This window comes from Pseudomonas sp. MNR3A (genome assembly GCF_009650575.1).
Lineage (GTDB): Bacteria > Pseudomonadota > Gammaproteobacteria > Pseudomonadales > Pseudomonadaceae > Aquipseudomonas > Aquipseudomonas machongensis.
Map to the genome: position 1 here is coordinate 1 of NZ_VZZS01000025.1, position 23077 is coordinate 23077.

Consider the following 23077-nt stretch of genomic DNA (forward strand, 5'->3'; position numbering starts at 1 on the left):
CGCGTTGCCGAAGGTGGCTCGGACCGTCTGATCGAACGCAACAACCGCGTTGCCGAAGGTGGCTCGGACCGCCTGATCGAACGCAACAACCGCGTAGCCGAAGGCGGCTCGGATCGTCTGGTCGAAATCCGCCGCGTGAGCTGATGCCCATGGCTGATAACGACAACTCGACATACAGCGCTTGCTCCCCTCCAAAGCCCGGTCCATTGACCGGGCTTCGTTTTTTTATCTAGAGTGCCAAGCCGTACAGTCACAGAATCCAGAGCCCCATGCTGCCGCGTGCCGAACAGAAGCAACAGACCCGCCAGGCCTTGCTCGACGCCGCCTGCCAGCTCATGGAGAGTGGCCGGGGCTTCGGCAGCATCAGTCTGCGCGAAGTGGCCAAGGCGGCCGGTATCGTCCCCACCGGTTTCTACCGGCATTTCCCCGATATGGATGCCTTGGGCCTGGCGCTAGTCGCCGAGGTCGATGCCACCTTCCGCCAGACCATTCGCCTGGTGCGCCACAACGAATTCGAACTCGGTGGCATCACCGACGCCTCGGTACGTATCTTCCTCGATGTGGTAGCGGCTCACCGCGCCCAGTTCCTGTTCCTCGCCCGTGAACAGTACGGCGGCTCGCAGCCCGTGCGCCAGGCCATCGCCCGACTGCGCCGGGATATCAGCTCTGACCTGGCCACCGACCTTGCACGCATGACCCGCTGGCAGCATCTGGACAGCGCCGCCCTCGGGGTGATGGCCGACCTGGTGGTCAAGACCGTGTTCGCCACCCTGCCAGAGCTGATCGACAGCCCTGATCCGGCTTGCCCACAGGCGCTGACCGCGCAGGACAAGATCACCCAGCAACTGCGCTTCATCTTCGTCGGGGCGCGGCATTGGCAGGGGTTGGGGAATCCGGGCTGAAGCCCGCGAAGCGGCCGGCACAATCAACCCCTTCACCAGTTCTGCTACCATGGCGCCCTGCCCGATTGCGACGAGCGCCTTCATGTCCAACCCCCGCCCTACCCCGTCCGAGCTGAGTACCTGCCTGGCTTCTGTGCGCGAACATTTCGCCGAGCGCATCGTGCCCTTGTGGCAAGGTCCCGGTTGGAACGCCGACATGGCCCTGCCCTTCGAAGCCCTCGACGCCAAACACCAGCCGCTGCCGGTGCAGCGTTACCGCGCCATGGCCTGCGCACGCCAGTTGTACCTGTTCAGCAACCGCATCGAGCAACCCGGTGCCGCCGAGCGTGCTGCAGCGCTGTTCCGCTCACTGCAGCGGCATTTTCACGACGCCGAGCACGGCGGCTGGTTCTACAGCATCGATGCCGACGGCAAGCCACTGGACCGACGCAAGGACCTCTACACCCACGCCTTCATCGTCTTCGCCTGCGCCCACTACTGGGGCAAGGTCCGCGAAGGACTGGTCGAGTCGGCACTGAACGCGGCCCTGGAAATCATCGAGGAGCAGTTCGCCCGGGATGATGGCCTGTACGAAGCCGTGCTGGGCGAAGACTGGTCCGACCTTGGCAGCGGCCCGCTGCAGAACCCGCAGATGCACCTGGCCGAAGCCTTCCTGCAGACCCTGGCCGTGCGCCAGGACGATGCCGCGCAAGCGGCTCTGCTGCAGTTATGCACAGCCCTGCAGGCGCAGTTCATCGATCCGGCCCACGGCGTGATGCTGGAGAAACCCCGCGGTGCTGTGGATAACTGGTTCGAGCCTGGGCATCAGTTCGAATGGTTCTACCTGCTCGACACCTCGCCACTGCTGCGCGGTACACCCTTGCATGCATCGATCAGTCGGGCATTCGAGTACGCCGAGCGCTGCGGCGTGAAGGACGCGGCGGTGCTCGCTTCGCTGGATGTGGACGGCAAGGTGATCGATGCGACCCAGCGGATCTGGGCCCAGGCTGAATATCTGCGGGCGCTGGCATTGAAGCCAGGCAACGAGGCGAAGCTGATGACCCAGCTCAAAGCCCTCGAAGACAACTTCCTGCATGCCGGCGGCTGGCACGAATGCCGCGACGGCCAGGGCGCGGTCAGCCGACACGACATGCCATCCACCACGCCCTACCACCTGGCCACCTGCCTCGAAGGCCTGCAACGCCTGCTCTGATTGATGTAGGGGCGCCGAACCGCCGCTCCTGCAAGGGCTGGCGTGGACCGTTTTCAGCCCTTGGCCGAACGGTCGATCGAGAACCCAGCCCAGTCCTGACTTACCGGCATCAGCTCAAGGTTGTTGATGTTGATGTGCGCCGGCTGGTTGAGTACCCAGAAGATGGTATCGGCGATGTCCTGCGGCTGGATCGGCTCGGCGCCCGCGTAGGTAGCGTCGTAGCGCGACTGGTCGCCACCGAAGCGCACCAGCGAGAACTCGCTTTCGCACAGCCCCGGCTCGATGTTGGTCACCCGAACTCCGGTGCCGCGCAGGTCGCAGCGCAGGCTCAGCGAGAACTGCCCGACAAAGGCCTTGGTGCCGCCATACACATGGCTGCCCGGATAGGGATAGTTGCCCGCCACCGAACCCACATTGAGGATGCTTGCGCCACGGCCATGGGCGATCAGGCGCGGCAACAGCAGGCGGGTGGTGTACATCAGGCCCTTGATGTTGGTATCGACCATGGTTTCCCAGTCGTCCAGGTCGCACTGCGGTGCAGGGTCGGCGCCCAGGGCCAGCCCTGCGTTGTTGACCAGGCCCTGCAACTTCTCGAAGGCCGGCGGCAGGCTGGCAATGGCCGCCTCCATCGCCTTGCGGTCGCGCACATCGACCACCAGGCCAAGCACCTCGGTCTTGGCAGACAGCTCGGCGCACAGGGCATCCAGGCGCTCCTTGCGGCGACCGGTGAGCACCAGCTTCCAGCCTGCGTCGGCGAAACGACGGGCAGTGGCTTCACCGAAACCGGAAGTGGCACCTGTGATGAATACGGTGGACGTCATGCTGTTCTCCTTCGCTGTAGGGGTCGTCGCAGGCCTTGCAGCATGCCCGCGGCGCACGCTGGCAGCAAGCCGTTGTCGGTACTGGTCAAAAAACAGGCAACGCCTCAAAAGCCTTGCAGCACAAGGGCTGGTGCAGGCTATACGCATCTTATCCACAAGGCTTTCCCCATGGATTGGGGGCAACTCGTCGGGCAAAGGGAACCCTTTGACCTGGATAAACTCTTTCAGACCGCTCAGGTGATGGCGCAACGCTTTCAACCATGCCGTGTCCAGCGGTCTGTCCAAGGGTTGCGCACAGACTTATCCACAGAGAGGCAACAGCGATTCCGAGCCGCGATTCATGGGCAAAAGCGCGACGTAATTGTGCACAACGCTTGACTGATCAAACATTGACCAACGCCATGCAGGCCTTTGGATACGTGGGGTCCAGCGACATGCCACCATGTTTTCCACAGGCGGTTCCACATTAATCGTGGAAAACATCGTGCCTGTGGAAACAAGGGGTTATGCAGGGAATCTACGGTGGTTCAGGCGGGATGTGCGACAAGTTGTCCACATTGGCGACCGGGGCCGCAAAGCAGCCCCTGCCACACCTCAATGCCCGCCCAGATAGGCGCTACGCACCTCTTCGTTGACCAGCAACTCCTGCCCGGTCCCGGTCATGCGGATCTGCCCGTTGACCATCACATAGGCCCGGTCCGACAGTTTCAGCGCATGGTTGGCGTTCTGCTCGACCAGGAAAATGGTCATGCCGGTCTTGGCCAGCTCGCGCAGGGTCGAGAAGATCTGCTTGACCACGATCGGCGCCAACCCCAGCGACGGCTCGTCCAGCAACAGCAGCTTGGGCCGGCTCATCAAGGCGCGGGCGATGGCCAGCATCTGCTGCTCGCCGCCGGACATGGTCATGGCCCGCTGGTTGCGTCGCTCCTTGAGACGCGGGAACAGCTCGTACATGCGCTGCATGTCTTCGTCGGCATGCTTGTCGCCGATGGGGATGGTGCCCATCATCAGGTTCTCCTCGACGGTCATGTCGGGGAACACCCGCCGCCCTTCCGGTGACTGGGCGATGCCGTTGGAGGCGATGTAGTGCGACGACTTGCGGGTAATGTCAGTGCCACGGTAGAGGATCTGCCCGGAAGCTGCCCGCGGTTGGCCGAAGATCGACATCAGCAGCGTGGACTTGCCCGCGCCGTTGGCACCGATCAGGCTGACCGTCTCGCCCTCCTCGATGTGCATCGAGACCTTCTTCAGCGCCTGGATCGGCCCGTAGAACACATCCAGGTCCTTGAGCTCGAGAATGGGTGCACTCATATCAGTTCCTCTTCGTCGGCACCCAGGTAGGCGGCGATCACCGTCGGGTTGTTGCGGATGTCCTGCGGGGCGCCTTCGGCGATCACATTGCCGTGGTCGAGCACGACGATGTGATCGGAAATGCTCATGACCATGCCCATGTCGTGCTCGATCAGCACCACGGTGATGTCGTGTTCGTCGCGCAGCACACGGATCATGCGGCTCAGGGCCTCGGTCTCCTGCGGGTTGAGACCGGCGGCCGGCTCGTCCAGGCAGATGATCTTCGGCCGCGTGCACATCGCCCGGGCGATCTCCAGCCGACGCTGCTGACCGTACGACAACTCGCCAGCCAGGCGGTTGGCGCAATCGACCAGATCGACCACCTCCAACCAGTAGAACGCGTGGTCCAGCGCGTCGCTTTCGGCCTGGCGATACCCCTTGGTGTTGAGCACCCCGGCCAGCAGGCTGCGGTTGACCCACATGTGCTGGGCCACCAGCAGGTTTTCCACCACCGACATTTCCTTGAACAGGCGAATGTTCTGGAAGGTGCGCGCAAGGCCCGCGCGGTTCACCAGATGGGTACCACCGAACATCTTGTAGTACAGACGATTGGCGAAGCGTGTCGGCGAAACGAAATCCGTCGCCTCGAAGCGTTCGCCCAGCAGTTGGATGACGTTGGTCTGGCTGCCACGCACGTTCAGCTCGATACGCCCACCGCTGGCCTTGTAGAAGCCGGTCAGGCAGTTGAACACCGTGGTCTTGCCGGCGCCGTTGGGGCCGATCAGGGCGAAGATCTGGTTGCGCTTGACCTTCAGGCTGACGTCGCTGAGCGCCTTGATGCCGCCGAACTGCATCATCAGGTTGTCGACCGAGAGAATGATTTCGTCGCTCATGGCGCCACTCCTTTACGTGGGACTACGCCAGTGCGGCTGATGCGGATCAGCCCTCGCGGTCGCCAGATCATCATCAGCACCATCAGCACACCGAACAGCAGCACGCGGTACTCGGAGAAGCTGCGCAGCAGCTCCGGCGCCACGGTCAGCACGAAGGCGGCGATCACCACGCCCACGGTCGAGCCCATCCCGCCCAGCACGACGATGGCCAGGATCAACGCCGATTCGAAGAAGGTGAACGAGGACGGGTTGACGAAGCCCTGGTAAGTGGCGAAGAACACCCCGGCAAGACCGGCAGTAGACGCGCCAAGGGTGAAGGCCGAAAGCTTGACCAGCACGTGGTTCAGGCCCATCGAACGGCAGGCGATCTCGTCTTCGCGCAGCGCCTCCCAGGCGCGGCCGACCGGCATGCGCGTGAGCCGGTGCTTGATGTAGAGCACCGCCAATACCACCAGGAACAGCACGATGTAGATGAACAGGAACTTGTAGTTGGCGTTGTATTCGATACCGAAGAACTCGTGGAACGGCACCCCGCCATCCTTCGCCCGACGGCCGAACTCCAGCCCGAAGAAGGTCGGCGACGGCGCCGGCATGCCGTTCGGGCCACCGGTGAACGACAGCCAGTTGTTCAGCACCAGGCGGATGATCTCACCGAAGCCCAGGGTCACGATCGCCAGGTAGTCGCCATGCATGCGCAACACCGGGAAGCCCAGTATGCATCCGGCCAGTGCCGCAGCGATGGCCGCCAGCGGTAGCACGCTCCAGAAGCCCAGCCCCAGGTACTGGTAGCCCAGCGCCAGGCCATAGGCGCCAATGGCGTAGAACGCCACGTAACCCAGGTCGAGCAACCCGGCCAGGCCGACCACGATGTTCAGGCCCAGGCCCAGCAGCACATAGATCAGCCCGAGGATGACTACGGTCAGCAAGTACTTGTTGGCAAAGATCGGGAAGACGATGGCGATGACGATCAGCGCCGGGATGATGTAGCGCAGGCGCGACTTGTAGTCGGGTGCCAGCACGTGCACGCCTGAGCCGCCGCTGTCGAAACCTTGCAGCAGGCGTTGGCCGGTGGTTGTCTGCAGGAACAGGCTGAGCACGAAGCGACCGATCATCACCCCGCCGACCAGCCAGGCCACGCGCCGGGGTTCTGCATTGAAGCTGTAGCCGTCGAGCACCACGCCGACGACAGGTCCGAAAACGATGAGCGCCAGCAGGCCGGCGACGAGGGTCTCGATCAGGCTGCGCTTGATGTCGAAACCCTTGCTTGAGGAAGTGGAGGCAGTATTGGCAACGGACATGATCACACCTTAGCCACGAGCGGGCGACCGAGCAGGCCTTGTGGACGGAAGATGAGGATTATCACCAACAGCGAGAAGCTGAAGACGTCCTTGTAGTCGGAGTTGACCAGCCCAGAGAACAGCGACTCGGAAATGCCCAGGATGATCCCGCCGAGCATGGCGCCCGGTAGCGAGCCGATGCCCCCGAGTACCGCGGCAGTGAACGCCTTGATGCCGATGATGAAGCCCGCATAGAAGTCGAAGGTGCCGTAGTTCATGGTGATCAGCACACCCGCCAGCGCTGCCATCACCGCACCGATGACGAACACATAGGAGATCACCCGGTCGGTGTTGATCCCGAGGATCGACGCCATCTTGCGGTCCTGCTGGGTGGCGCGGCACATGCGCCCGAGCTTGGTGTACTTGATGACATAGGTGAGCAGGCCCATGCCGACGAAGGCGGCAACCAGGATGAAGATCTTGGTGTAGGTGAGCTGGACGAAGCCGGTGCCGATATCGACGCGCCAGGCGCCTTCGAGCAGGGTCGGTACGCCTTGCTGGCGCGCCCCCTGGCTGAGCTGCGCGTAGTTCTGCAGGATCAGCGAGATACCGATGGCGCTGATCAGCGGAGCCAGGCGGGTGGAGTTGCGCAGTGGCTTGTAGGCGATGCGCTCGATGGTGAAGCCATAGACACCGGTGACGACAATGGTGAACAACAGCGTGCCAAGCATCAGCAGCGGGAAGGATTCGATACCGAAGTAGGCCAGCAATGCCAGGCTGATCGCCGCGAGATACGCGGAGATCATATACACCTCGCCGTGCGCGAAGTTGATCATGCCGATGATGCCATAGACCATTGTGTAGCCGATGGCGATCAGACCATAGACAGACCCGAGGGTCAGCCCATTGATCAGTTGCTGCAGGAAAATACCATCCATAACGCAATCTCACCTATTGAGATTGCACGAGCGCCGACCACGGCGAGGGCAAGGGCAGAGCGTCCCTCGCCGCGCAGGACTGTGCAGATCTACGGATAAAGTACAAATACCGCGGGGCTGGGCCCGGTGCGCCAACGCGCCCGGGCCGCGAGCCGTTGTTATTTTTGTTTTTCCAGCTGGTGGTACTTGCCGTTGGCATCCCACTGGTAGACCACGTAGTCGGAGACGGTCAGGTCGCCCTTGCTGTCCCACTTCTTCTCGCCCATGACGGTCTTGACCGGATTGGCCTTGAGCCACTTGGCGGCGTCTTCGCCCTTGTTCGACTTGGCGCCGTTGAACGCGGCGGCCAGCGCCTGGATCGAGGCGTAGGCGTACAGGGTGTAGCCTTCAGGCTCGGTGCCGGCCTTGCGGAACTCCTCGACCACCGCCTTGCTGTCCGGCAGCAGGCGCGGGTCGGCACCAAAGGTCATGTACACGCCGTCGGTGTATTGCGCACCGCCTGCGGTGGCCACCAGTTCGTCGGTGACGATACCGTCGTCGGACATGAACTTGACGTCCTTCAGGCCCTGCTCGCGCAGTTGGCGCACCAGCGGACCGGCTTCCGGGTGCAGGCCGCCGAAGTAGACGACGTCGGCACCGGTGGAGCGGATCTTGGTGACCACGGCGCTGAAGTCCTTCTCGCCACGGGTCAGGCCTTCGTACAGCACAGGCTTGACGCCGCGCTTCTCGAGCTGCGCCTTGGTCGCATCGGCCAGGCCCTGGCCATAGGTGTCCTTGTCGTGCAGGACCGCGACCTTCTTGCCCTTGAGCACATCGACGATGTAGTCGCCGGCAACGATGCCCTGCTGGTCGTCACGCCCACACATGCGGAACATGGCCGACAGGCCACGCTCGGTGACCTGCGGGTTGGTCGACCCGGGGGTGATCGCGATGACGCCCGCTTCGTCGTACACCTCGGAGGCGGGAATGGTGTTGGAGGAGCAGAAGTGTCCGACCACGCCGATCACCTTGTCCTGATCGACCAGGCGGTTGGCAACGGCCACGGCCTGCTTCGGCTCGCAGGCGTCATCGCCCTTGACCAGGACGATCTTCTCGCCGTTGATGCCGCCGGCCTTGTTGACCACATCGGCTGCCGCCTGGGCGCCCTTCATGTATTGCTCGCCAAACGCTGCGTTGGCGCCGGTCATCGGGCCCGCTACGCCGATCTTTACGTCGGCCTGTACATACGAAGAAACACCCAGTGCCGTAGCCACGGCCAGTGCCAGGAAACCTTTCTTGTAAAACGTCTGCGACATGAGGTGGTGCTCCTAGAGTTTTTTTAGTTGGCACTACAACTTCATCAACCCTGTGCTCTGAGCAAGGGCCGTGCCATCGGTTTTGTCTTCCGGGAAAACACACTCCGCTGGGCCACTGCAGACCCCCGGCGGTCGTTTCTTTATTGAGCGTGCAACCGTCTGCCACAGGGCAGGCGCCACTGAACGCAAAACAAAGGAGCAACCGCAGGGTGCCATCATTGCAACCCTCGCAAGTGTTTACGTGCAACCATCCTGTAACAGCATGACGTCACCGAAGTGCACACCGCTGGTGCGCGACTGCTACAGGCAGGCACTGTTTCAAGGCTAGACGCTGTGACGGGGAATGGTGGTTTATCGATGATGGCCTTTCGCAGTCAGGCGGCGTTTCCCCGCAAAGGGGCCACCACAAATCCCTGGCCCCCTCTCGAAGCTGGCACAATAGGCACCAATCGCCGCCCTGGAGCCATTAAATGAGCGAGAGCGCATTCGCCGAGCGCATCGTGCATAACCTGCTCGACACCGACTTCTACAAGCTCACCATGATGCAGGGCGTCCTGCACAACTACCCGGACGCCGACGTGGAATGGGAATTCCGCTGCCGCAATGGCGAAGACCTGCGCCCCTATCTGGGCGAAATCCGCCGGCAGATCGAACGGCTGGCCGACCTCACCCTCGACGACGGCCAACTGACCTTCCTCGAGCGCATCAGCTTCCTCAAGCCCGACTTCCTGCGCTTTCTCGGCCTGTTCCGCTTCAACCTGCGCTACCTGCGCATCGGCATCGAGCACGACCAGCTGTTCCTGCGCCTGCGCGGCCCGTGGCTGCACGTGATCCTGTTCGAGGTGCCGCTGCTGGCGATCATCAGTGAAGTGCGCAATCGCCACCTGCATCCGCAGATGCGCCTGAACGCTGCGCGCGACCAGCTCCATCGCAAGTTCGACTGGTTGCGCGCCAATGCCAGCGAAGAGGAGCTGGGCGCCCTGCAGGTCGCCGACTTCGGCACCCGCAGACGCTTCTCGAGCCGCGTGCAGGAAGAAGTGGTGCGGGTGATGCGCGATGACTTCCCGGCACGCTTCGTCGGCACCAGTAACGTCGACCTGGCATGGAAACTGGATATCAAGCCACTTGGCACCATGGCCCACGAATGGATCATGGCCCACCAGCAACTCGGCCCACGGTTGATCGACAGCCAGATCGCCGCACTGGACTGCTGGGTGCGCGAGTACCGCGGGCTGCTCGGTATCGCCTTGACCGACTGCATCACCATGGATGCATTCCTCGGCGACTTCGACCTGTACTTCGCCAAGCTCTTCGACGGCCTGCGCCACGATTCCGGCGAGCCGGTGGCCTGGGCGGAAAAGGCCATCGCCCACTACCGCAAGCTGGGGATCGATCCGATGACCAAGACCCTGGTGTTCTCCGATGGCCTGGACCTGCCGCGCACCCTGCAGATCTTCCGCGCACTGCGCGGTCGCATCAATGTCAGCTTCGGCATCGGCACCAACCTGACTTGTGACATTCCGGGTGTGGCGCCGATGAGCATCGTGCTTAAAATGACCGACTGCAACGGATCGCCAGTGGCGAAGATTTCCGACGAAGCCGCCAAGACCCAATGCCGCGACGAGAACTTCGTCGCCTACCTGCGTCACGTATTCAAAGTCCCTAGCAAGGAGTAACCCATGCAAGCCGTTCAGCAAGAGATTGCCCAGGCGCTCAAGGTACAGCCGCCCTTCGCCGATGCCGCCGCGCTCGAGAAGGAAGTGGCCCGGCGCGTGGCCTTCATCAAGGACTGCCTGGCCAACGCCCGGCTCAAGACCCTGGTGCTCGGCATCAGCGGCGGCGTCGATTCGCTGACCGCTGCCCTGCTCGCCCAACGCGCTGTCAATGAACTGCGCGCCGAGACCGGCGACCAGGCCTACACCTTCATCGCCGTGCGCCTGCCCTACCAGGTGCAGCACGACGAGCACGACGCCCAGGCCTGCCTGGAGGTGATCAAGGCAGACGAAGTGCACACCGTCGATATCGCCCCGGCTGTCAGGGCCCTGGCCGCCGAAGTGGCGGAACTGAAGAACGGCTCGCCGACCCTGGTCGACTTCGTCGTCGGCAACGTCAAGGCGCGCACCCGCATGGTCGCTCAGTACACCATCGCTGGCGCGCGCGCAGGCCTGGTGATCGGCACCGACCACGCCGCCGAGGCGGTGATGGGCTTCTTTACCAAGTTCGGTGATGGTGCCTGTGACCTGGCGCCGCTGAGCGGGCTGGTGAAGAACCAGGTGCGGGCGATCGCGCGCAGCTTCGGTGCGCCGGAATCGCTGGTGGAGAAGGTGCCAACTGCAGATCTGGAAGACCTGGAACCAGGCAAGCCGGACGAGGCGTCGCATGGCGTGACCTATCAGCAGATCGATGACTTCCTGCATGGGCAGCCGGTTGACCAGGCAGCGTTCGACATCATCGTCGCCACCTACCGCAAGACCCAGCACAAGCGCGAACTGCCGTTCGCCCCTTGATCAGGCTGCAGAAAGACCTGTGGGAGCGGGTTCACCCGCGAATGCGTCGGTAGATTCGACATCGCATTCGCGGGTAAACCCGCTCCCACAGGGTTCAGCGTCAGCCTTTGATTACTTGACGACAACCTTGCCCTTCATCATCGAGATGTGGCCCGGGAAGGTGCAGAAGAAGCTGTAGTCGCCACCGGCTTCAAGCTTGGAGGTGTCCAGCTTGATGGTGTCTTTCTCACCAGCGCCAATCATCTTGGTGTGGGCGATGATCGCAGCGTTGTCAGCCTTGATGTAGTCCTTGTCCAGACCCTGGGTCATGCCCTCGGTGGCAATGGCCTGCATGTCGGCCGTCTTGCTGATCACCAGGTTATGGCCCATGACGTTCTTCGGCAGGCTGCCACCATGAGTCAGTTCGATCTCGACGGTCTTGCAGCTCTTGTCGACGGTGAACTCCTTGGTGTTGAACGACATCTGGTCGGTAGAGTCGACAGTCACCTTGCAGTCGGCGGCAAAAACAGAAGCGCTGGCGAGGGTCAGCAGGGATACCGCTACAGCTTTCGCAAACATCGTGAATCTCCTTGGCAGGGTTTTATCAATTGCGAGACTGCCTGAAACCGGCCAGGCCCTTGCTGATTTGAATCAAGGGCCATCAATGAGCCAGCCAGTAGTATTGTTCAATGGATTGTATACAAACAATCTAAGAGCACATCATGCCTGCTTGATAGACGATGGGACAACCTCTCATTTAGGAGCAAGTGCCATGAATCTCGGAAATTTCATGCGCGGCCTGTTGGCTGCCTATGCGTGCGGCGCAACCGGTGCTGCGGTCTGCGAGTTCGCCCGACCGGAGTGAATTCGACGCTTGGAGCACGCGCCATTGCGCCTTACCCTGTGTGCCCCGCTGCCTGCGCAGCGGGTGAACTGCACTGGAGATAAGCAATGCCCGTACGTTCCGTCTGTGTCTTCTGCGGCGCCAGCATCGGCGCCAACCCGGCCTATCGTGAGGCCGCCATCGCCCTCGGCCAGGCCATCGCCCACCGCGGCCTGACCCTGGTCTACGGCGGTGGCGCCGTCGGCCTCATGGGCATCGTCGCCGATGCTGCCATGGCCGCAGGCGGCGAAGTCATCGGCATCATCCCGCAGAGCCTGATGGACGCCGAGGTTGGCCACAAGGGGCTGACGCGCCTGGAGGTGGTCGACGGCATGCATGCCCGCAAGGCACGCATGGCCGAGCTCAGCGATGCCTTCATCGCCCTGCCCGGTGGGCTGGGTACGCTGGAAGAGTTGTTCGAGGTCTGGACCTGGGGCCAACTGGGCTATCACGCCAAGCCGCTGGGGCTGCTGGATGTGAATGGCTTCTATGAAAAGCTCGGAGGCTTCCTCGACCATATCGTCGAGGAAGGTTTCGTGCGGCCGCAGCACCGGGCGATGCTATTGCTCGGTCAGCAGGCGGATGAGCTGCTCGATGGCATGGACAGCTTCATCGCCCCGGTGGCGCCGAAGTGGGTCGATCACAAGCCTGATTGATCGTTTTACAGAACCCGTGGGGGCGGCGCTTCGCCCCCACCATGTTCCTTGCGGGCTTGGAGGTCAGCGCGGAATCACTGGCTGGCGCGGCTTCTTGTTGCCCTTGCCGCCTTTGGCCGCTTCCTTGCGCTCCTTGGCTGCCTGCTGGTTGCGGGCGAATGCCTCGGCCTTGGCCTTCTCGCGCTTGTCCCACGGCTTGCTGCCATCGCTGGCACGCGGCGGCAGGCCGTTGTGCTGGGTGAGGATCTTCTGCTCCTTGGCCACCTTGTGGCTGCCAGCCGGCGTCGAGTTCTTGCGACGCGCGCTCTGGTAGCTGTCGGTCTGCGGCTGGTGCAGCGGGATCAACTGGTGCTTGCCCGGGCCGATCAGGTCGGCGCGCCCCATGCGGGTCAGCGCTTCACGCAGCATCGGCCAGCCCTTCGGGTCGTGGTAGCGCAGGAACGCCTTGTGCAAGCGGCGCTGCTCGTCGCTCTTGACGATCTCCACACCCTCACTCTTGTAGGTGACCTTGCGCAGCGGGTTCTTGCCCGAGTGGTACATGGCCGTGGCCGACGCCATGGGCGAAGGGTAAAACGCCTGCACCTGGTCGGCGCGGAAACCGTTGCCCTTGAGCCAGAGGGCCAGGTTCATCATGTCTTCGTCGGTGGTACCAGGATGCGCAGCGATGAAGTACGGGATCAGGTACTGCTCCTTGCCCGCTTCCTTCGAGTACTTCTCGAACATGCGCTTGAAGCGGTCGTAGCTGCCGATACCCGGCTTCATCATCTTGTCCAGCGGACCACGCTCGGTGTGCTCCGGGGCGATCTTGAGGTAGCCACCGACGTGGTGGGTGACCAGCTCCTTCACGTACTCCGGCGACTCGACCGCCAGGTCGTAACGCAGGCCCGAGGCGATGAGGATCTTCTTTACCCCCGGCAGCGCACGCGCCTTGCGATACAGCGAGATCAGCGAGCTGTGGTCGGTATTGAGGTTCTCGCAGATGCCCGGGAACACACATGACGGCTTGCGGCAGTGCTTCTCGATCTCGTGGCTCTTGCAGGCGATGCGATACATGTTGGCGGTCGGGCCGCCCAGGTCAGAGACCACGCCGGTGAAGCCCGGTACCTTGTCGCGCATTTCCTCGATCTCGTGCAGGATCGATTCGTGGGAGCGGTTCTGGATGATCCGGCCTTCGTGCTCGGTGATCGAGCAGAAGGTACAGCCGCCGAAGCAGCCGCGCATGATGTTCACCGAGAAGCGGATCATCTCGTAGGCCGGGATGCGCTCCTTGCCATAGGCCGGGTGCGGGACGCGCGCGTAGGGCATGCCGAACACGTAGTCCATTTCCTCGGTGCTCATCGGAATGGGTGGTGGGTTGAACCACACGTCCACTTCACCGTGCTTCTGCACCAGGGCGCGGGCGTTGCCTGGGTTGGTTTCCAGGTGCAGCACGCGGTTGGCGTGGGCATAGAGCACCGGGTCGTTGCGTACCTTCTCGAACGATGGCAAACGGATCACCGACTTCTCGCGGGTCATGCGCGGACTGTCGAGAATCTGTACGACCTTGGCTTCGTTCGGGTCTTCCACCTCGCCCTTGGCCTGCTCGATGGCGCAGGCCTGGGTGTCCTGGGTGTTGACGTAGGGGTTGATGATCTTGTCGACACGGCCTGGACGGTCGATGCGGGTGGAGTCGATCTCGTACCAGCCCTCGGGGGTGTCCCGGCGGATGAACGCGGTGCCGCGCACGTCGGTGATCGACTCGATCTTCTCGCCGTTGGACAAGCGCTGGGCAACCTCGACCACCGCCCGCTCGGCGTTGCCGAACAGCAGGATATCGGCGCTGGCATCGACCAGGATCGAGTGGCGGACCTTGTCCTGCCAGTAGTCGTAGTGGGCGATGCGGCGCAGCGAGGCCTCGATGCCACCGAGCACGATCGGCACGTGCTTGTAGGCTTCCTTGCAGCGCTGGCTGTACACCAGGCTGGCGCGGTCCGGACGGCTGCCGGCCAGGCCACCAGGCGTGTAGGCGTCGTCGGAACGCACCTTCTTGTCGGCGGTGTAACGGTTGATCATCGAATCCATGTTGCCGGCCGCGACACCGAAGAACAGGTTCGGCTCGCCGAGCTTCATGAAGTCATCTTTGGACTGCCAGTTCGGCTGGGCAATGATACCGACGCGAAAGCCCTGGGCTTCCAGCAGGCGGCCGATGATGGCCATGCCGAACGATGGGTGGTCGACGTAGGCGTCACCGGTCACGATGATGATGTCGCAGGAATCCCAGCCGAGCTGATCCATCTCCTCCCTGCTCATCGGCAGGAAAGGCGCTGGCCCGAAGCATTCGGCCCAGTACTTGGGATAGTCGTAGAGTGGTTTGGCTGCTTGCATGTCAGTGACCGGTTCTGGTGTGCAGGGAAATCGCGGGCGCGGAATATAGCACAAATTTTGACCAAATCCGACGGTGGTGGTCGGAATCATAGTGATCGCCCAGAAAAACATCGCCCCCTGTGGGAGCGGGTTTACCCGCGAATGCGATGGCGGGTTCAACATCGCATTCGCGGGTAAACCCGCTCCCACAGGGGGCCGATTCAGCTCCGGGTGGTTATTCGTCGTCGTCGAAGTTGTACATGCCCGGCGCCAGGTTCTCGAAGCGGGTGTATTTGCCAATGAACGCCAGGCGGACAAAACCGATCGGACCGTTACGCTGCTTGCCAATGATGATTTCCGCCACGCCCTTGTGCTCGGTCTCGGGGTGATACACCTCGTCACGGTAGACGAACATGATCACGTCGGCGTCCTGCTCGATCGCTCCGGATTCACGAAGGTCGGAGTTGACCGGGCGCTTGTTCGGGCGCTGCTCCAGGGAGCGGTTGAGCTGCGACAGCGCGATGACCGGGCAGTTGAACTCCTTGGCCAGGGCCTTGAGCGAGCGCGAGATCTCGGAAATCTCGTTGGTCCGGTTGTCGCCGGCCGAGCCCGGAATCTGCATCAGCTGCAGGTAGTCGACCATGATCAGCGCGATCTCGCCATGCTCACGCGCCAGGCGGCGGGTACGCGCACGCATCTCCGAAGGGCTGATACCGGCGGTGTCGTCGATGAACAGCTTGCGGTCATTGAGCAGATTGACCGCCGAGGTCAGGCGCGGCCAGTCATCGTCGTCGAGCTGGCCGGAGCGGACCTTGGTCTGGTCGATGCGACCCAGCGACGAGAGCATACGCATGATCAGCGATTCGCCAGGCATCTCGAGAGAGAACACCAGCACAGCCTTGTCGCTGCGCAGCACTGCGTTCTCGACCAGGTTCATGGCGAAGGTGGTCTTGCCCATCGACGGACGGCCGGCGACGATGACCAGGTCGGCGGGCTGCAGGCCGCTGGTCTTCTCGTCCAGGTCGGTAAAGCCGGTGGAAACACCGGTGATGTCGCTGTCGGAGTTGAACAAGGTGTCGATACGGTCGATCGCCATGGTCAACAGCTCGTTGACCCCCACCGGGCCACCGGTCTTGGGCCGCGCCTCGGCGATCTGGAAGATCTGCCGCTCGGCGTCGTCGAGAATCTCTTCGGCGTTGCGCCCTTGAGGGTTGAAGGCGTTGTCGGCGATGTCGGTACTGATGCTGATCAATTGGCGCAGCGTCGCCCGCTCGCGGATGATCGCGGCGTAGGCCTTGATGTTGGCCACCGACGGAGTGTTCTTGGCCAGCTCGGCGAGGTACGCCAGGCCACCGACCTGGGTCGATAGGCCTTCCTTGTCCAACTGCTCGTGCAGGGTGACCACGTCGAACGGCTGGTTGGCATCGGCCAGCTTGTGCACGGCACGGAAAATCAGACGGTGGTCATGCCGGTAGAAATCACCATCGGACACCTGGTCCAGCACTCGCTCCCAGGCGTTGTTATCCAGCATCAAGCCACCGAGCACAGCCTGTTCGGCCTCGATGGAATGCGGCGGCACCTTCAGGGCAGCGGTTTGCAGGTCGAGCTGTTCGGGATTGGTAATCTCGTTCATGGCCACGCAAGAATTCTGGGGGGTTCAAAAAGACAAAGGGCACGGCCTGAAAAACAGGACCGTGCCCGATGTTAACCGGCTGGCCCGCAAGGGGCCAGTCAGTCAGCGCAGCTTAGGCAGCTACGACGACCACGCGTACGGTGGCTTCAACGTCGCTGTGCAGGTGCACAGCTACGTCGTATTCGCCAACCTGACGGATGGTGCCGTTCGGCAGACGAACTTCAGCCTTGGCCACTTCAACGCCGGAGGCGGTCAGGGCATCAGCGATGTCGTGGGTGCCGATCGAACCGAACAGCTTGCCTTCGTCGCCAGCGGTGGCAGTGATGGTCACTTCCAGCTCGGCCAGTTGGGCAGCGCGGCTTTCAGCCGAAGCTTTCTTGTCGGCAGCGGCTTTTTCCAGCTCTGCACGACGCTCTTCGAATGCAGCCAGGTTAGCGGCGTTGGCAACGGTGGCCTTGCCGAATGGCAGCAGGAAGTTACGGCCGTAACCAGCCTTAACTTTTACTTTGTCGCCCAGGTTGCCCAGGTTGGCGACTTTTTCCAGCAGGATCAGTTCCATTTGGTAAAACCTCTTAACTTTTAACCTTCACCGTTCGCGGAATCATTCCCCTTGGGGGAGTGGCGACCGCGAAAATCAATCAGGCTGTCGACAATGGCCAAGACCACGAGCAACGGATAGGTCAGCTGCATGAACAGCACCAGCGTCACGTACAACCCCACCAGCCAGAACCTGGCCAGGCGTTTCTGGGCCACCAGCCCATGCAGCAGGGCAATGCCCGCGAACATGAGCGGCACACTGCACAGCGGCGTAAGCAAGGCGACGGCGGAACCGAAGTTCGGCCCGAACACCATGCACGCCAGCAGCACCAGTGCCGGCACCAGGGGAATCCGCACCGCTTGAAACTCGCGGCCGAAACCTCCCGGGTTGTACAACGCGGCCTGCCAGTACCGGCCCAACATCAGGGCCAGAACGCTGACGACCTGCAGCAAAGCTGCAATCAGGCCGTTGAGCACCGGTACGATGAGTGCCCCCAGGTGTGCCTGCTCCTCTACCGACAACTGCTGGTAGAGACCGTCGAGCATCTGCGGCAGGGCTTTTTCAAGCGCTCGCGCCAGAGCTTCGATCGGTTCGCGGAACACTGAACCGAGGATGACACCGTACAACAGGCCCAAGGCGATGCTGGACAACAGCACCCGGTTCCAGGAGTGCCCGGCGCGCAACAGCGCAGCCAGCCCCAGCGTCCCCAGCAGCACCATCAAGGTGCGCGGCTCACCGAAGATCCACCAGGCCAGCGCGGGCAAGATGCCCCACACGATGACCGAGGATGCGTCCTTGAAACCACGCCGCAGGAACACCAGGCTCCCGGCGGCGGCACTCAACCAGAACAACAGCGGCAATGCCGCACAACCAGCCACCACGACAGTGGCCTGCACACGACCGCGCATGATGAAATCAGCCAACGCTCGCATGCCTATCCCTTACTACTTGTCGACGACCCGGTCTCAGCGGCCGTGGCTGTCGGTGTAGGGCAGCAGGGCCAGGAAGCGGGCGCGCTTGATAGCGGTAGCCAGCTGACGCTGATAACGAGCTTTGGTACCAGTGATACGGCTTGGAACGATCTTGCCGGTTTCGGATACGTAAGCTTTCAGGGTGTTGAGATCTTTGAAGTCGATCTCTTTCACGTCTTCAGCAGTGAAGCGGCAGAATTTACGACGACGGAAGAAACGTGCCATTTAATAGGCTCCTCTAAAGGTCCGTGGATTACTCGTCAGCGTTATCGCTGGAGTCGCTGTCATTGCTGTCGTCGCCATCGGCGGAGTCAGCATGCTCAGGACGCTCGCGACGCTCACGGCGCTCGCTGCGGTTCTCTTCAGCCTTCAGCATCTCGGACTGACCGGTAACGGCTTCGTCGCGACGGATGACCAGGTTACGGATAACGGCATCGTTGTAGCGGAAGTTGTCTTCCAGCTCGGCCAGGGCCTTGCCGGTGCACTCAACGTTCAGCATCACGTAGTGAGCCTTGTGAACATTGTTGATTGCGTAGGCCAGTTGACGACGGCCCCAGTCTTCCAGGCGGTGGATCTTGCCACCATCTTCTTCGATCAGCTTGGTGTAACGCTCGACCATGCCGCCGACTTGCTCGCTCTGGTCCGGGTGAACCAGGAAGATGATTTCGTAATGACGCATGAATGCTCCTTACGGGTTAGTAGTCTGCCAGCGAATCTGGTCAGACAAGGAGTGAATGACACTGTATGTCTTGCTTGAGTGAAGGCACATGCGCACCCGCCAGCTCGGCAAGGGGCGCAATTGTAGAGAAGGCGGGTTGGACAAGCAAGGTGATTGGCGATTATTTGAACAGTCGGAAACATATTGATGGGGTATGTGAGAGCGGCGGTGACTCTTTCGCGGGCAAGCCCGCTCCTACAGACCTGCACAGGCCCCGTGGGAGCGGGCTTGCCCGCGAAAGGAACGCCGCCGCTTCAGGCCCTCAACGCTTGGCCTGACGCTGCCTCACCGCCTCGAACAGACACACCCCGGTCGCCACCGAGACGTTCAGACTGCTGACACTACCAGCCATCGGCAGCTTCACCAGGAAGTCGCAATGCTCACGGGTCAGGCGGCGCATGCCCTTGCCTTCTGCGCCCATGATCATCACCAGCGGACCGGTGAGGTCCTGCTGGTAGATCTCCTGCTCCGCTTCGCCAGCAGTGCCGACCACCCACAGGCCGCGCTGCTGGAGTTTCTCCAGGGTGCGCGCCAGGTTGGTCACGGCCACCAGCGGGATCACCTCGGCAGCGCCACAGGCGACCTTGCGCACCACGCCTGTGAGCGTGGCCGACTTGTCCTTGGGAATCACCACGGCAGTTGCGCCCGCAGCATCGGCGGTACGCAGGCAGGCGCCGAGGTTGTGCGGGTCGGTGACACCGTCGAGCACCAGGATCAGCGGCGGCGTCTCGGTGCGCTCGAGCAACTCCTCGAGCATCGCCTCGCCCCACACCTGGCTTGGGCTCACCTCGGCGACCACACCCTGGTGCACGCCCTCGACCCAGGCGTCCAGCTCACGGCGCTCGGCCTGGCCGACCGCAACGCGGTTTTCTGCAGCCAGCGCCAGCAGCGCCTGAAGACGCGGCTCGCTCCGCCCTTCCGACAACCAGATCTGCTTGACCCGCTTGGGATGGTGCTGCAGCAACGCCTGCACGGCATGTACGCCGTAGATTTTTTCCAGCTGACTCATGACTTGCCGCTCTTGCCCTTACGTGGCGCGCCGGACTTCGACGGGCCTTTGCGATGCTTGGTCTTGCCCGCAGCCTTGCTGCCCTTCTCGGCCTTGCTGCTGGTGTGCTGCCGCGCATCCCCCATCAGCGCCTTCTTCATCTCGCGGCTCTTGCGCACTTCGGCGTTACGCTGCACGGCGTCTTTCGGGAAGTAGGCTTCAGAAGCTTCGCTCTTGCGGCTGCGCGGCTTGGGCGAGATCCTCGCCTCGGTGGCCGCTGCCGGCTCGGACTTGGCCGCACCCTTGGTGGTCGCAGGCTTGCCGGCGTCAGCCGATTCGCTACGCGGCTTGCGGCCGCCCGGTGCCTTGATCGCGGCCTCGGAAAGTTCGAAGTCGATCTTGCGCTGCTCGAGGTCGACGCGCATCACCTTCACTTCGATGGTGTCGCCCAGGCGGAAGCTGCGACCGGTACGCTCACCGGCCAGGCGGTGGTGCACAGGATCGAAGTGGTAGTAATCGCCCGGGAGCGCACTGACGTGCACCAGGCCTTCGACATAGATGTCGGTCAACTCGATGAACAGGCCGAAGCCGGTCACTGCGGTGATCACGCCTGGGAAAGTCTCACCCACGCGGTCGCGCATGTATTCGCACTTGAGCCAGTTGACCACGTCGCGGGTGGCTTCATCGGCGCGGCGCTCGGTCATCGAGCACTGCTCGCCCATCTGCTCGAGGCTGTTCTCGTCGTACGGGTAGATCCGCGCCTTGGGAATGCTCATCGCACCGGCGCGCTTGACGTGCGGGGTGTCGATCTTCGAGCGGATCACGCTGCGGATGGCGCGGTGCACCAACAGGTCCGGGTAACGACGGATCGGCGAGGTGAAGTGGGTGTACGCCTCGTAGTTCAGGCCGAAGTGGCCATTGTTCTCGGTGCTGTACACCGCCTGACTCAGCGAGCGCAGCATGACGGTCTGGATCAGGTGGAAGTCCGGGCGCCCGGCGATGCTCGCCAGCAGGGCCTGGTAGTCCTTCGGCGAGGGGTCCTTGCCCTTGTGCAGCGACAGACCCAGTTCACCGAGGAAGGCGCGCAGTTTTTCCAGGCGCTCCGGTGGCGGCCCATCGTGCACGCGGTACAGAGACGGCACGTTGTGCTTCTGCAGGAACTCGGCAGTGGCGACGTTGGCCGCCAGCATGCATTCCTCGATCAGCTTGTGGGCGTCGTTGCGCACGGTCGGACGAATTTCGTCGATCTTGCGGTCTTCGCCGAAGATGATCCGGGTTTCCTGGGTTTCGAAGTCGATCGCACCACGGGTATGACGGGCATCGACCAGCACCTTGTACAGCGCGTAGAGGTGCTTGAGGTCCGGCAGTACCGCGCTGTACTCCTCGCGCAGGGCCTTGCCCTCGCGGGTGCGGGAGTGCTCGAGCATGCTGCTGACCTTGTTGTAGGTCAGACGCGCATGAGAGTGGATCACGCCTTCGTAGAACTGGTAGTCGACCATCTGGCCGGCCTTGTTGATGGTCATCTCGCAGACCATGGCCAGGCGATCGACATGCGGATTCAGCGAGCACAGACCGTTGGAGAGTTCCTCGGGCAGCATCGGAATCACACGCTCGGGGAAGTACACCGAGTTGCCACGCTGCTGGGCCTCGACGTCCAGGGCCGAGCCCAGGCGCACGTAACTGGAAACGTCGGCGATCGCCACGTACAGGCGCCAGCCGCCGGAGAACAGGCGCAGCTTGCCCAGCGGCTCGCAATAGACGGCGTCGTCGAAGTCGCGGGCGTCCTCGCCGTCGATGGTGACGAACGGCAGATGGCGCAGGTCGATGCGCTTTTCCTTGTCCTTCTCTTCGACTTCGGAGCGGAACTTGCGCGCTTCCTTGATCACGTCCTTGGGCCAGACGTGGGGGATGTCGTAGCTGCGCAGGGCGACGTCGATCTCCATGCCCGGCGCCATGTAGTTACCGATCACCTCGACCACATCACCTTGCGGCTGGAACCGCGGGGTCGGCCAGTGGGTGATCTTGATCTCGACGAACTGGCCGATCTTGGCGCCGCCGTTGCGCCCCGCCGTCACCAGCACTTCCTGCTGGATCTTCGGGTTGTCGGGGGTCACATAGCCGATGCCGCCTTCTTCGAAGTAGCGGCCAACCACGCTTTCATGGGCGCGGGAGATGATCTCGACCAGCACGCCTTCGCGGCGGCCACGGCGATCGACACCGGACACGCGGGCAAGGCCACGGTCGCCGTCGAACACCAGGCGCATCTGCGCAGGGCTGAGGAACAGGTCTTCGCTGCCGTCGTCGGGGATCAGGAAGCCGAAGCCATCGCGGTGGCCGGAGACGCGGCCGCAGATCAGGTCGAGCTTGTCTACCGGGGCATAGGTGCCGCGCCGGGTATAGATAAGCTGACCATCACGCTCCATCGCGCGCAGACGGCGGCGCAGGGCTTCGATCTGGTCTTCTTCGTACAGACCGAACTCTGCCGCCAGCTCCTCGCGCGCGGCGGGTTCGCCACGGTCGGCAAGGCGCTGCAGGATCAGCTCACGGCTGGGGATGGGATTCTCGTATTTTTCCGCTTCGCGAGCGGCCTCGGGATCGAGGGATTGCCAATCGGCCATCAGAAGGGGTTCACCTTGGGGTATATAGATAGGAATTCTGGCATAGGCGTATTGAAACCGGAAATCTTTGCCTTGGACAGCCCCTGCGGGGCACCCCGGCAGCGGCATTAGGTCACTGGAATCAACAACTTGAATTTTTTGAAATTTTTTTCGATCCGGGGCTTTACAGCCCTCAGGGGCATCCGTATAGTGCGCACCACAACGACGGACAGCCGACGTTGTAGTTGAGATGAAACCTGATGTAAAGCATCATGTGACCTCGACAAAATGTGTGCCCAGGTGGCGGAATTGGTAGACGCGCTGGTTTCAGGTATCAGTGACTTAACGGTCGTGGAAGTTCGAGTCTTCTCCTGGGCACCAAATATTTCGAGTGATAGATAGCAGGTTTTTCTGTCATTCAGCAACACGATTCAAGTTTCATGCAGTAGATGTAAAAGCTTTGCCCAGGTGGCGGAATTGGTAGACGCGCTGGTTTCAGGTATCAGTGACTTAACGGTCGTGGAAGTTCGAGTCTTCTCCTGGGCACCATATAAAAACCCACTAGCTTGCTAGTGGGTTTTTTCTTGCCTGCGTTTTTTGCCCCCCGCTGCCCCGCATCCGCCTCCCCTCGACTATTTGCCTTCATACGGCCACAT

The 23077-nt window shown here is 62.3% G+C and carries 20 protein-coding genes, 2 tRNA genes and 1 pseudogene; 8 read left to right on the top strand and 15 right to left on the bottom strand.

Features of this window, described 5'->3' with window-relative positions:
• From F6X62_RS16765 to F6X62_RS16775, 3 genes and pseudogenes are all read left to right on the top strand, one after another.
• Positions 1-144, top strand: a pseudogene (locus tag F6X62_RS16765) (phage infection protein); the annotation flags it as partial.
• A gap of 125 nt (positions 145-269) precedes the next feature.
• Entirely contained in the window at positions 270-902 is a 633-nt protein-coding gene (locus tag F6X62_RS16770; RefSeq protein ID WP_054894553.1) for a TetR family transcriptional regulator, read from the top strand.
• Positions 903-984: 82 nt separating this feature from the next.
• Positions 985-2094, top strand: coding sequence for an AGE family epimerase/isomerase (locus F6X62_RS16775; protein ID WP_153774196.1), 1110 nt, complete (start codon positions 985-987; stop codon positions 2092-2094).
• 53 nt (positions 2095-2147) lie between these two features.
• Here the strand turns inward: F6X62_RS16775 and F6X62_RS16780 are convergent, their stop codons facing one another.
• The 6 genes from F6X62_RS16780 to F6X62_RS16805 all read right to left on the bottom strand — a co-directional run bounded on the left by F6X62_RS16780 (position 2148) and on the right by F6X62_RS16805 (position 8608).
• Positions 2148-2915 (bottom strand): SDR family oxidoreductase, encoded by a 768-nt coding sequence (locus tag F6X62_RS16780; protein ID WP_153774197.1) that lies wholly within the window; start codon positions 2913-2915, stop codon positions 2148-2150.
• Positions 2916-3509: 594 nt separating this feature from the next.
• The gene (locus F6X62_RS16785) at positions 3510-4226 is read right to left on the bottom strand and encodes an ABC transporter ATP-binding protein (protein WP_054894550.1); all 717 of its coding nucleotides are present in this window, start codon (positions 4224-4226) and stop codon (positions 3510-3512) included.
• The gene (locus tag F6X62_RS16790) at positions 4223-5098 is read right to left on the bottom strand and encodes an ABC transporter ATP-binding protein (RefSeq protein WP_153774198.1); all 876 of its coding nucleotides are present in this window, start codon (positions 5096-5098) and stop codon (positions 4223-4225) included. Before F6X62_RS16790 ends, F6X62_RS16785 begins: the two co-directional genes overlap by 4 nt.
• The gene (livM, locus tag F6X62_RS16795) at positions 5095-6396 is read right to left on the bottom strand and encodes a high-affinity branched-chain amino acid ABC transporter permease LivM (RefSeq protein WP_065862458.1); all 1302 of its coding nucleotides are present in this window, start codon (positions 6394-6396) and stop codon (positions 5095-5097) included. The genes F6X62_RS16790 and livM overlap by 4 nt, the downstream gene beginning before the upstream one ends.
• 2 nt (positions 6397-6398) lie before the next feature.
• Positions 6399-7313, bottom strand: coding sequence for a branched-chain amino acid ABC transporter permease (locus tag F6X62_RS16800; protein ID WP_054894547.1), 915 nt, complete (start codon positions 7311-7313; stop codon positions 6399-6401).
• 158 nt (positions 7314-7471) lie between these two features.
• Positions 7472-8608, bottom strand: a complete 1137-nt coding sequence (locus F6X62_RS16805) for a branched-chain amino acid ABC transporter substrate-binding protein (protein WP_054894546.1) — start codon at positions 8606-8608, stop codon at positions 7472-7474.
• A gap of 470 nt (positions 8609-9078) precedes the next feature.
• Here F6X62_RS16805 and pncB point away from each other — a divergent pair, with 470 nt between their 5' ends.
• Complete coding sequence (gene pncB, locus F6X62_RS16810; protein ID WP_054894545.1) at positions 9079-10284, top strand: nicotinate phosphoribosyltransferase; 1206 nt, start codon at positions 9079-9081, stop codon at positions 10282-10284.
• 3 nt (positions 10285-10287) lie between these two features.
• Entirely contained in the window at positions 10288-11115 is an 828-nt protein-coding gene (gene nadE, locus F6X62_RS16815; protein WP_153774199.1) for an ammonia-dependent NAD(+) synthetase, read from the top strand.
• A gap of 111 nt (positions 11116-11226) precedes the next feature.
• On the opposite strand, the gene azu is transcribed toward nadE, so the two are convergent.
• Positions 11227-11673 (bottom strand): azurin, encoded by a 447-nt coding sequence (azu, locus tag F6X62_RS16820; protein ID WP_054894543.1) that lies wholly within the window; start codon positions 11671-11673, stop codon positions 11227-11229.
• 372 nt (positions 11674-12045) lie between these two features.
• On the opposite strand from azu, the gene F6X62_RS16825 reads away from it, so the two are divergent.
• Complete coding sequence (locus F6X62_RS16825) at positions 12046-12633, top strand: TIGR00730 family Rossman fold protein (RefSeq protein ID WP_054894542.1); 588 nt, start codon at positions 12046-12048, stop codon at positions 12631-12633.
• Positions 12634-12696: 63 nt separating this feature from the next.
• Here F6X62_RS16825 and F6X62_RS16830 read toward each other — a convergent pair whose 3' ends face one another.
• The 8 genes from F6X62_RS16830 to rnr all read right to left on the bottom strand — a co-directional run bounded on the left by F6X62_RS16830 (position 12697) and on the right by rnr (position 22442).
• Positions 12697-14997, bottom strand: coding sequence for a YgiQ family radical SAM protein (locus tag F6X62_RS16830; RefSeq protein ID WP_063546380.1), 2301 nt, complete (start codon positions 14995-14997; stop codon positions 12697-12699).
• Positions 14998-15211: 214 nt separating this feature from the next.
• A complete protein-coding gene (gene dnaB, locus F6X62_RS16835; protein ID WP_054894540.1) occupies positions 15212-16609 on the bottom strand; it encodes a replicative DNA helicase in 1398 nt (465 codons plus the stop codon).
• Between the two features lie 112 nt (positions 16610-16721).
• Positions 16722-17168 carry a 50S ribosomal protein L9 gene (gene rplI, locus F6X62_RS16840; RefSeq protein ID WP_003249568.1) on the bottom strand — a complete coding sequence of 149 codons (447 nt, stop codon included), beginning with the start codon at positions 17166-17168 and terminating at the stop codon, positions 16722-16724.
• A 20-nt stretch (positions 17169-17188) separates the two neighbouring features.
• On the bottom strand, positions 17189-18079 hold the full coding sequence (locus F6X62_RS16845) for a hypothetical protein (protein ID WP_054894539.1): 891 nt from the start codon (positions 18077-18079) through the stop codon (positions 17189-17191).
• Between the two features lie 33 nt (positions 18080-18112).
• Complete coding sequence (gene rpsR / locus F6X62_RS16850; RefSeq protein WP_003249563.1) at positions 18113-18343, bottom strand: 30S ribosomal protein S18; 231 nt, start codon at positions 18341-18343, stop codon at positions 18113-18115.
• Between the two features lie 28 nt (positions 18344-18371).
• Positions 18372-18797: a 30S ribosomal protein S6 gene (gene rpsF, locus F6X62_RS16855; RefSeq protein WP_029612766.1), complete on the bottom strand. Its 426-nt coding sequence runs from the start codon at positions 18795-18797 to the stop codon at positions 18372-18374.
• Between the two features lie 301 nt (positions 18798-19098).
• Positions 19099-19845 carry a 23S rRNA (guanosine(2251)-2'-O)-methyltransferase RlmB gene (rlmB, locus tag F6X62_RS16860; protein WP_063546384.1) on the bottom strand — a complete coding sequence of 249 codons (747 nt, stop codon included), beginning with the start codon at positions 19843-19845 and terminating at the stop codon, positions 19099-19101.
• Positions 19842-22442, bottom strand: a complete 2601-nt coding sequence (gene rnr, locus F6X62_RS16865) for a ribonuclease R (protein ID WP_054893198.1) — start codon at positions 22440-22442, stop codon at positions 19842-19844. The genes rlmB and rnr overlap by 4 nt, the downstream gene beginning before the upstream one ends.
• 273 nt (positions 22443-22715) lie before the next feature.
• On the opposite strand from rnr, the gene F6X62_RS16870 reads away from it, so the two are divergent.
• Together F6X62_RS16870 and F6X62_RS16875 are read left to right on the top strand one after the other, a co-directional pair.
• A tRNA-Leu gene (locus F6X62_RS16870) sits at positions 22716-22802 on the top strand.
• An 81-nt stretch (positions 22803-22883) separates the two neighbouring features.
• A tRNA-Leu gene (locus F6X62_RS16875) sits at positions 22884-22970 on the top strand.
• The last annotated feature ends 107 nt before the right edge of the window (positions 22971-23077 follow it).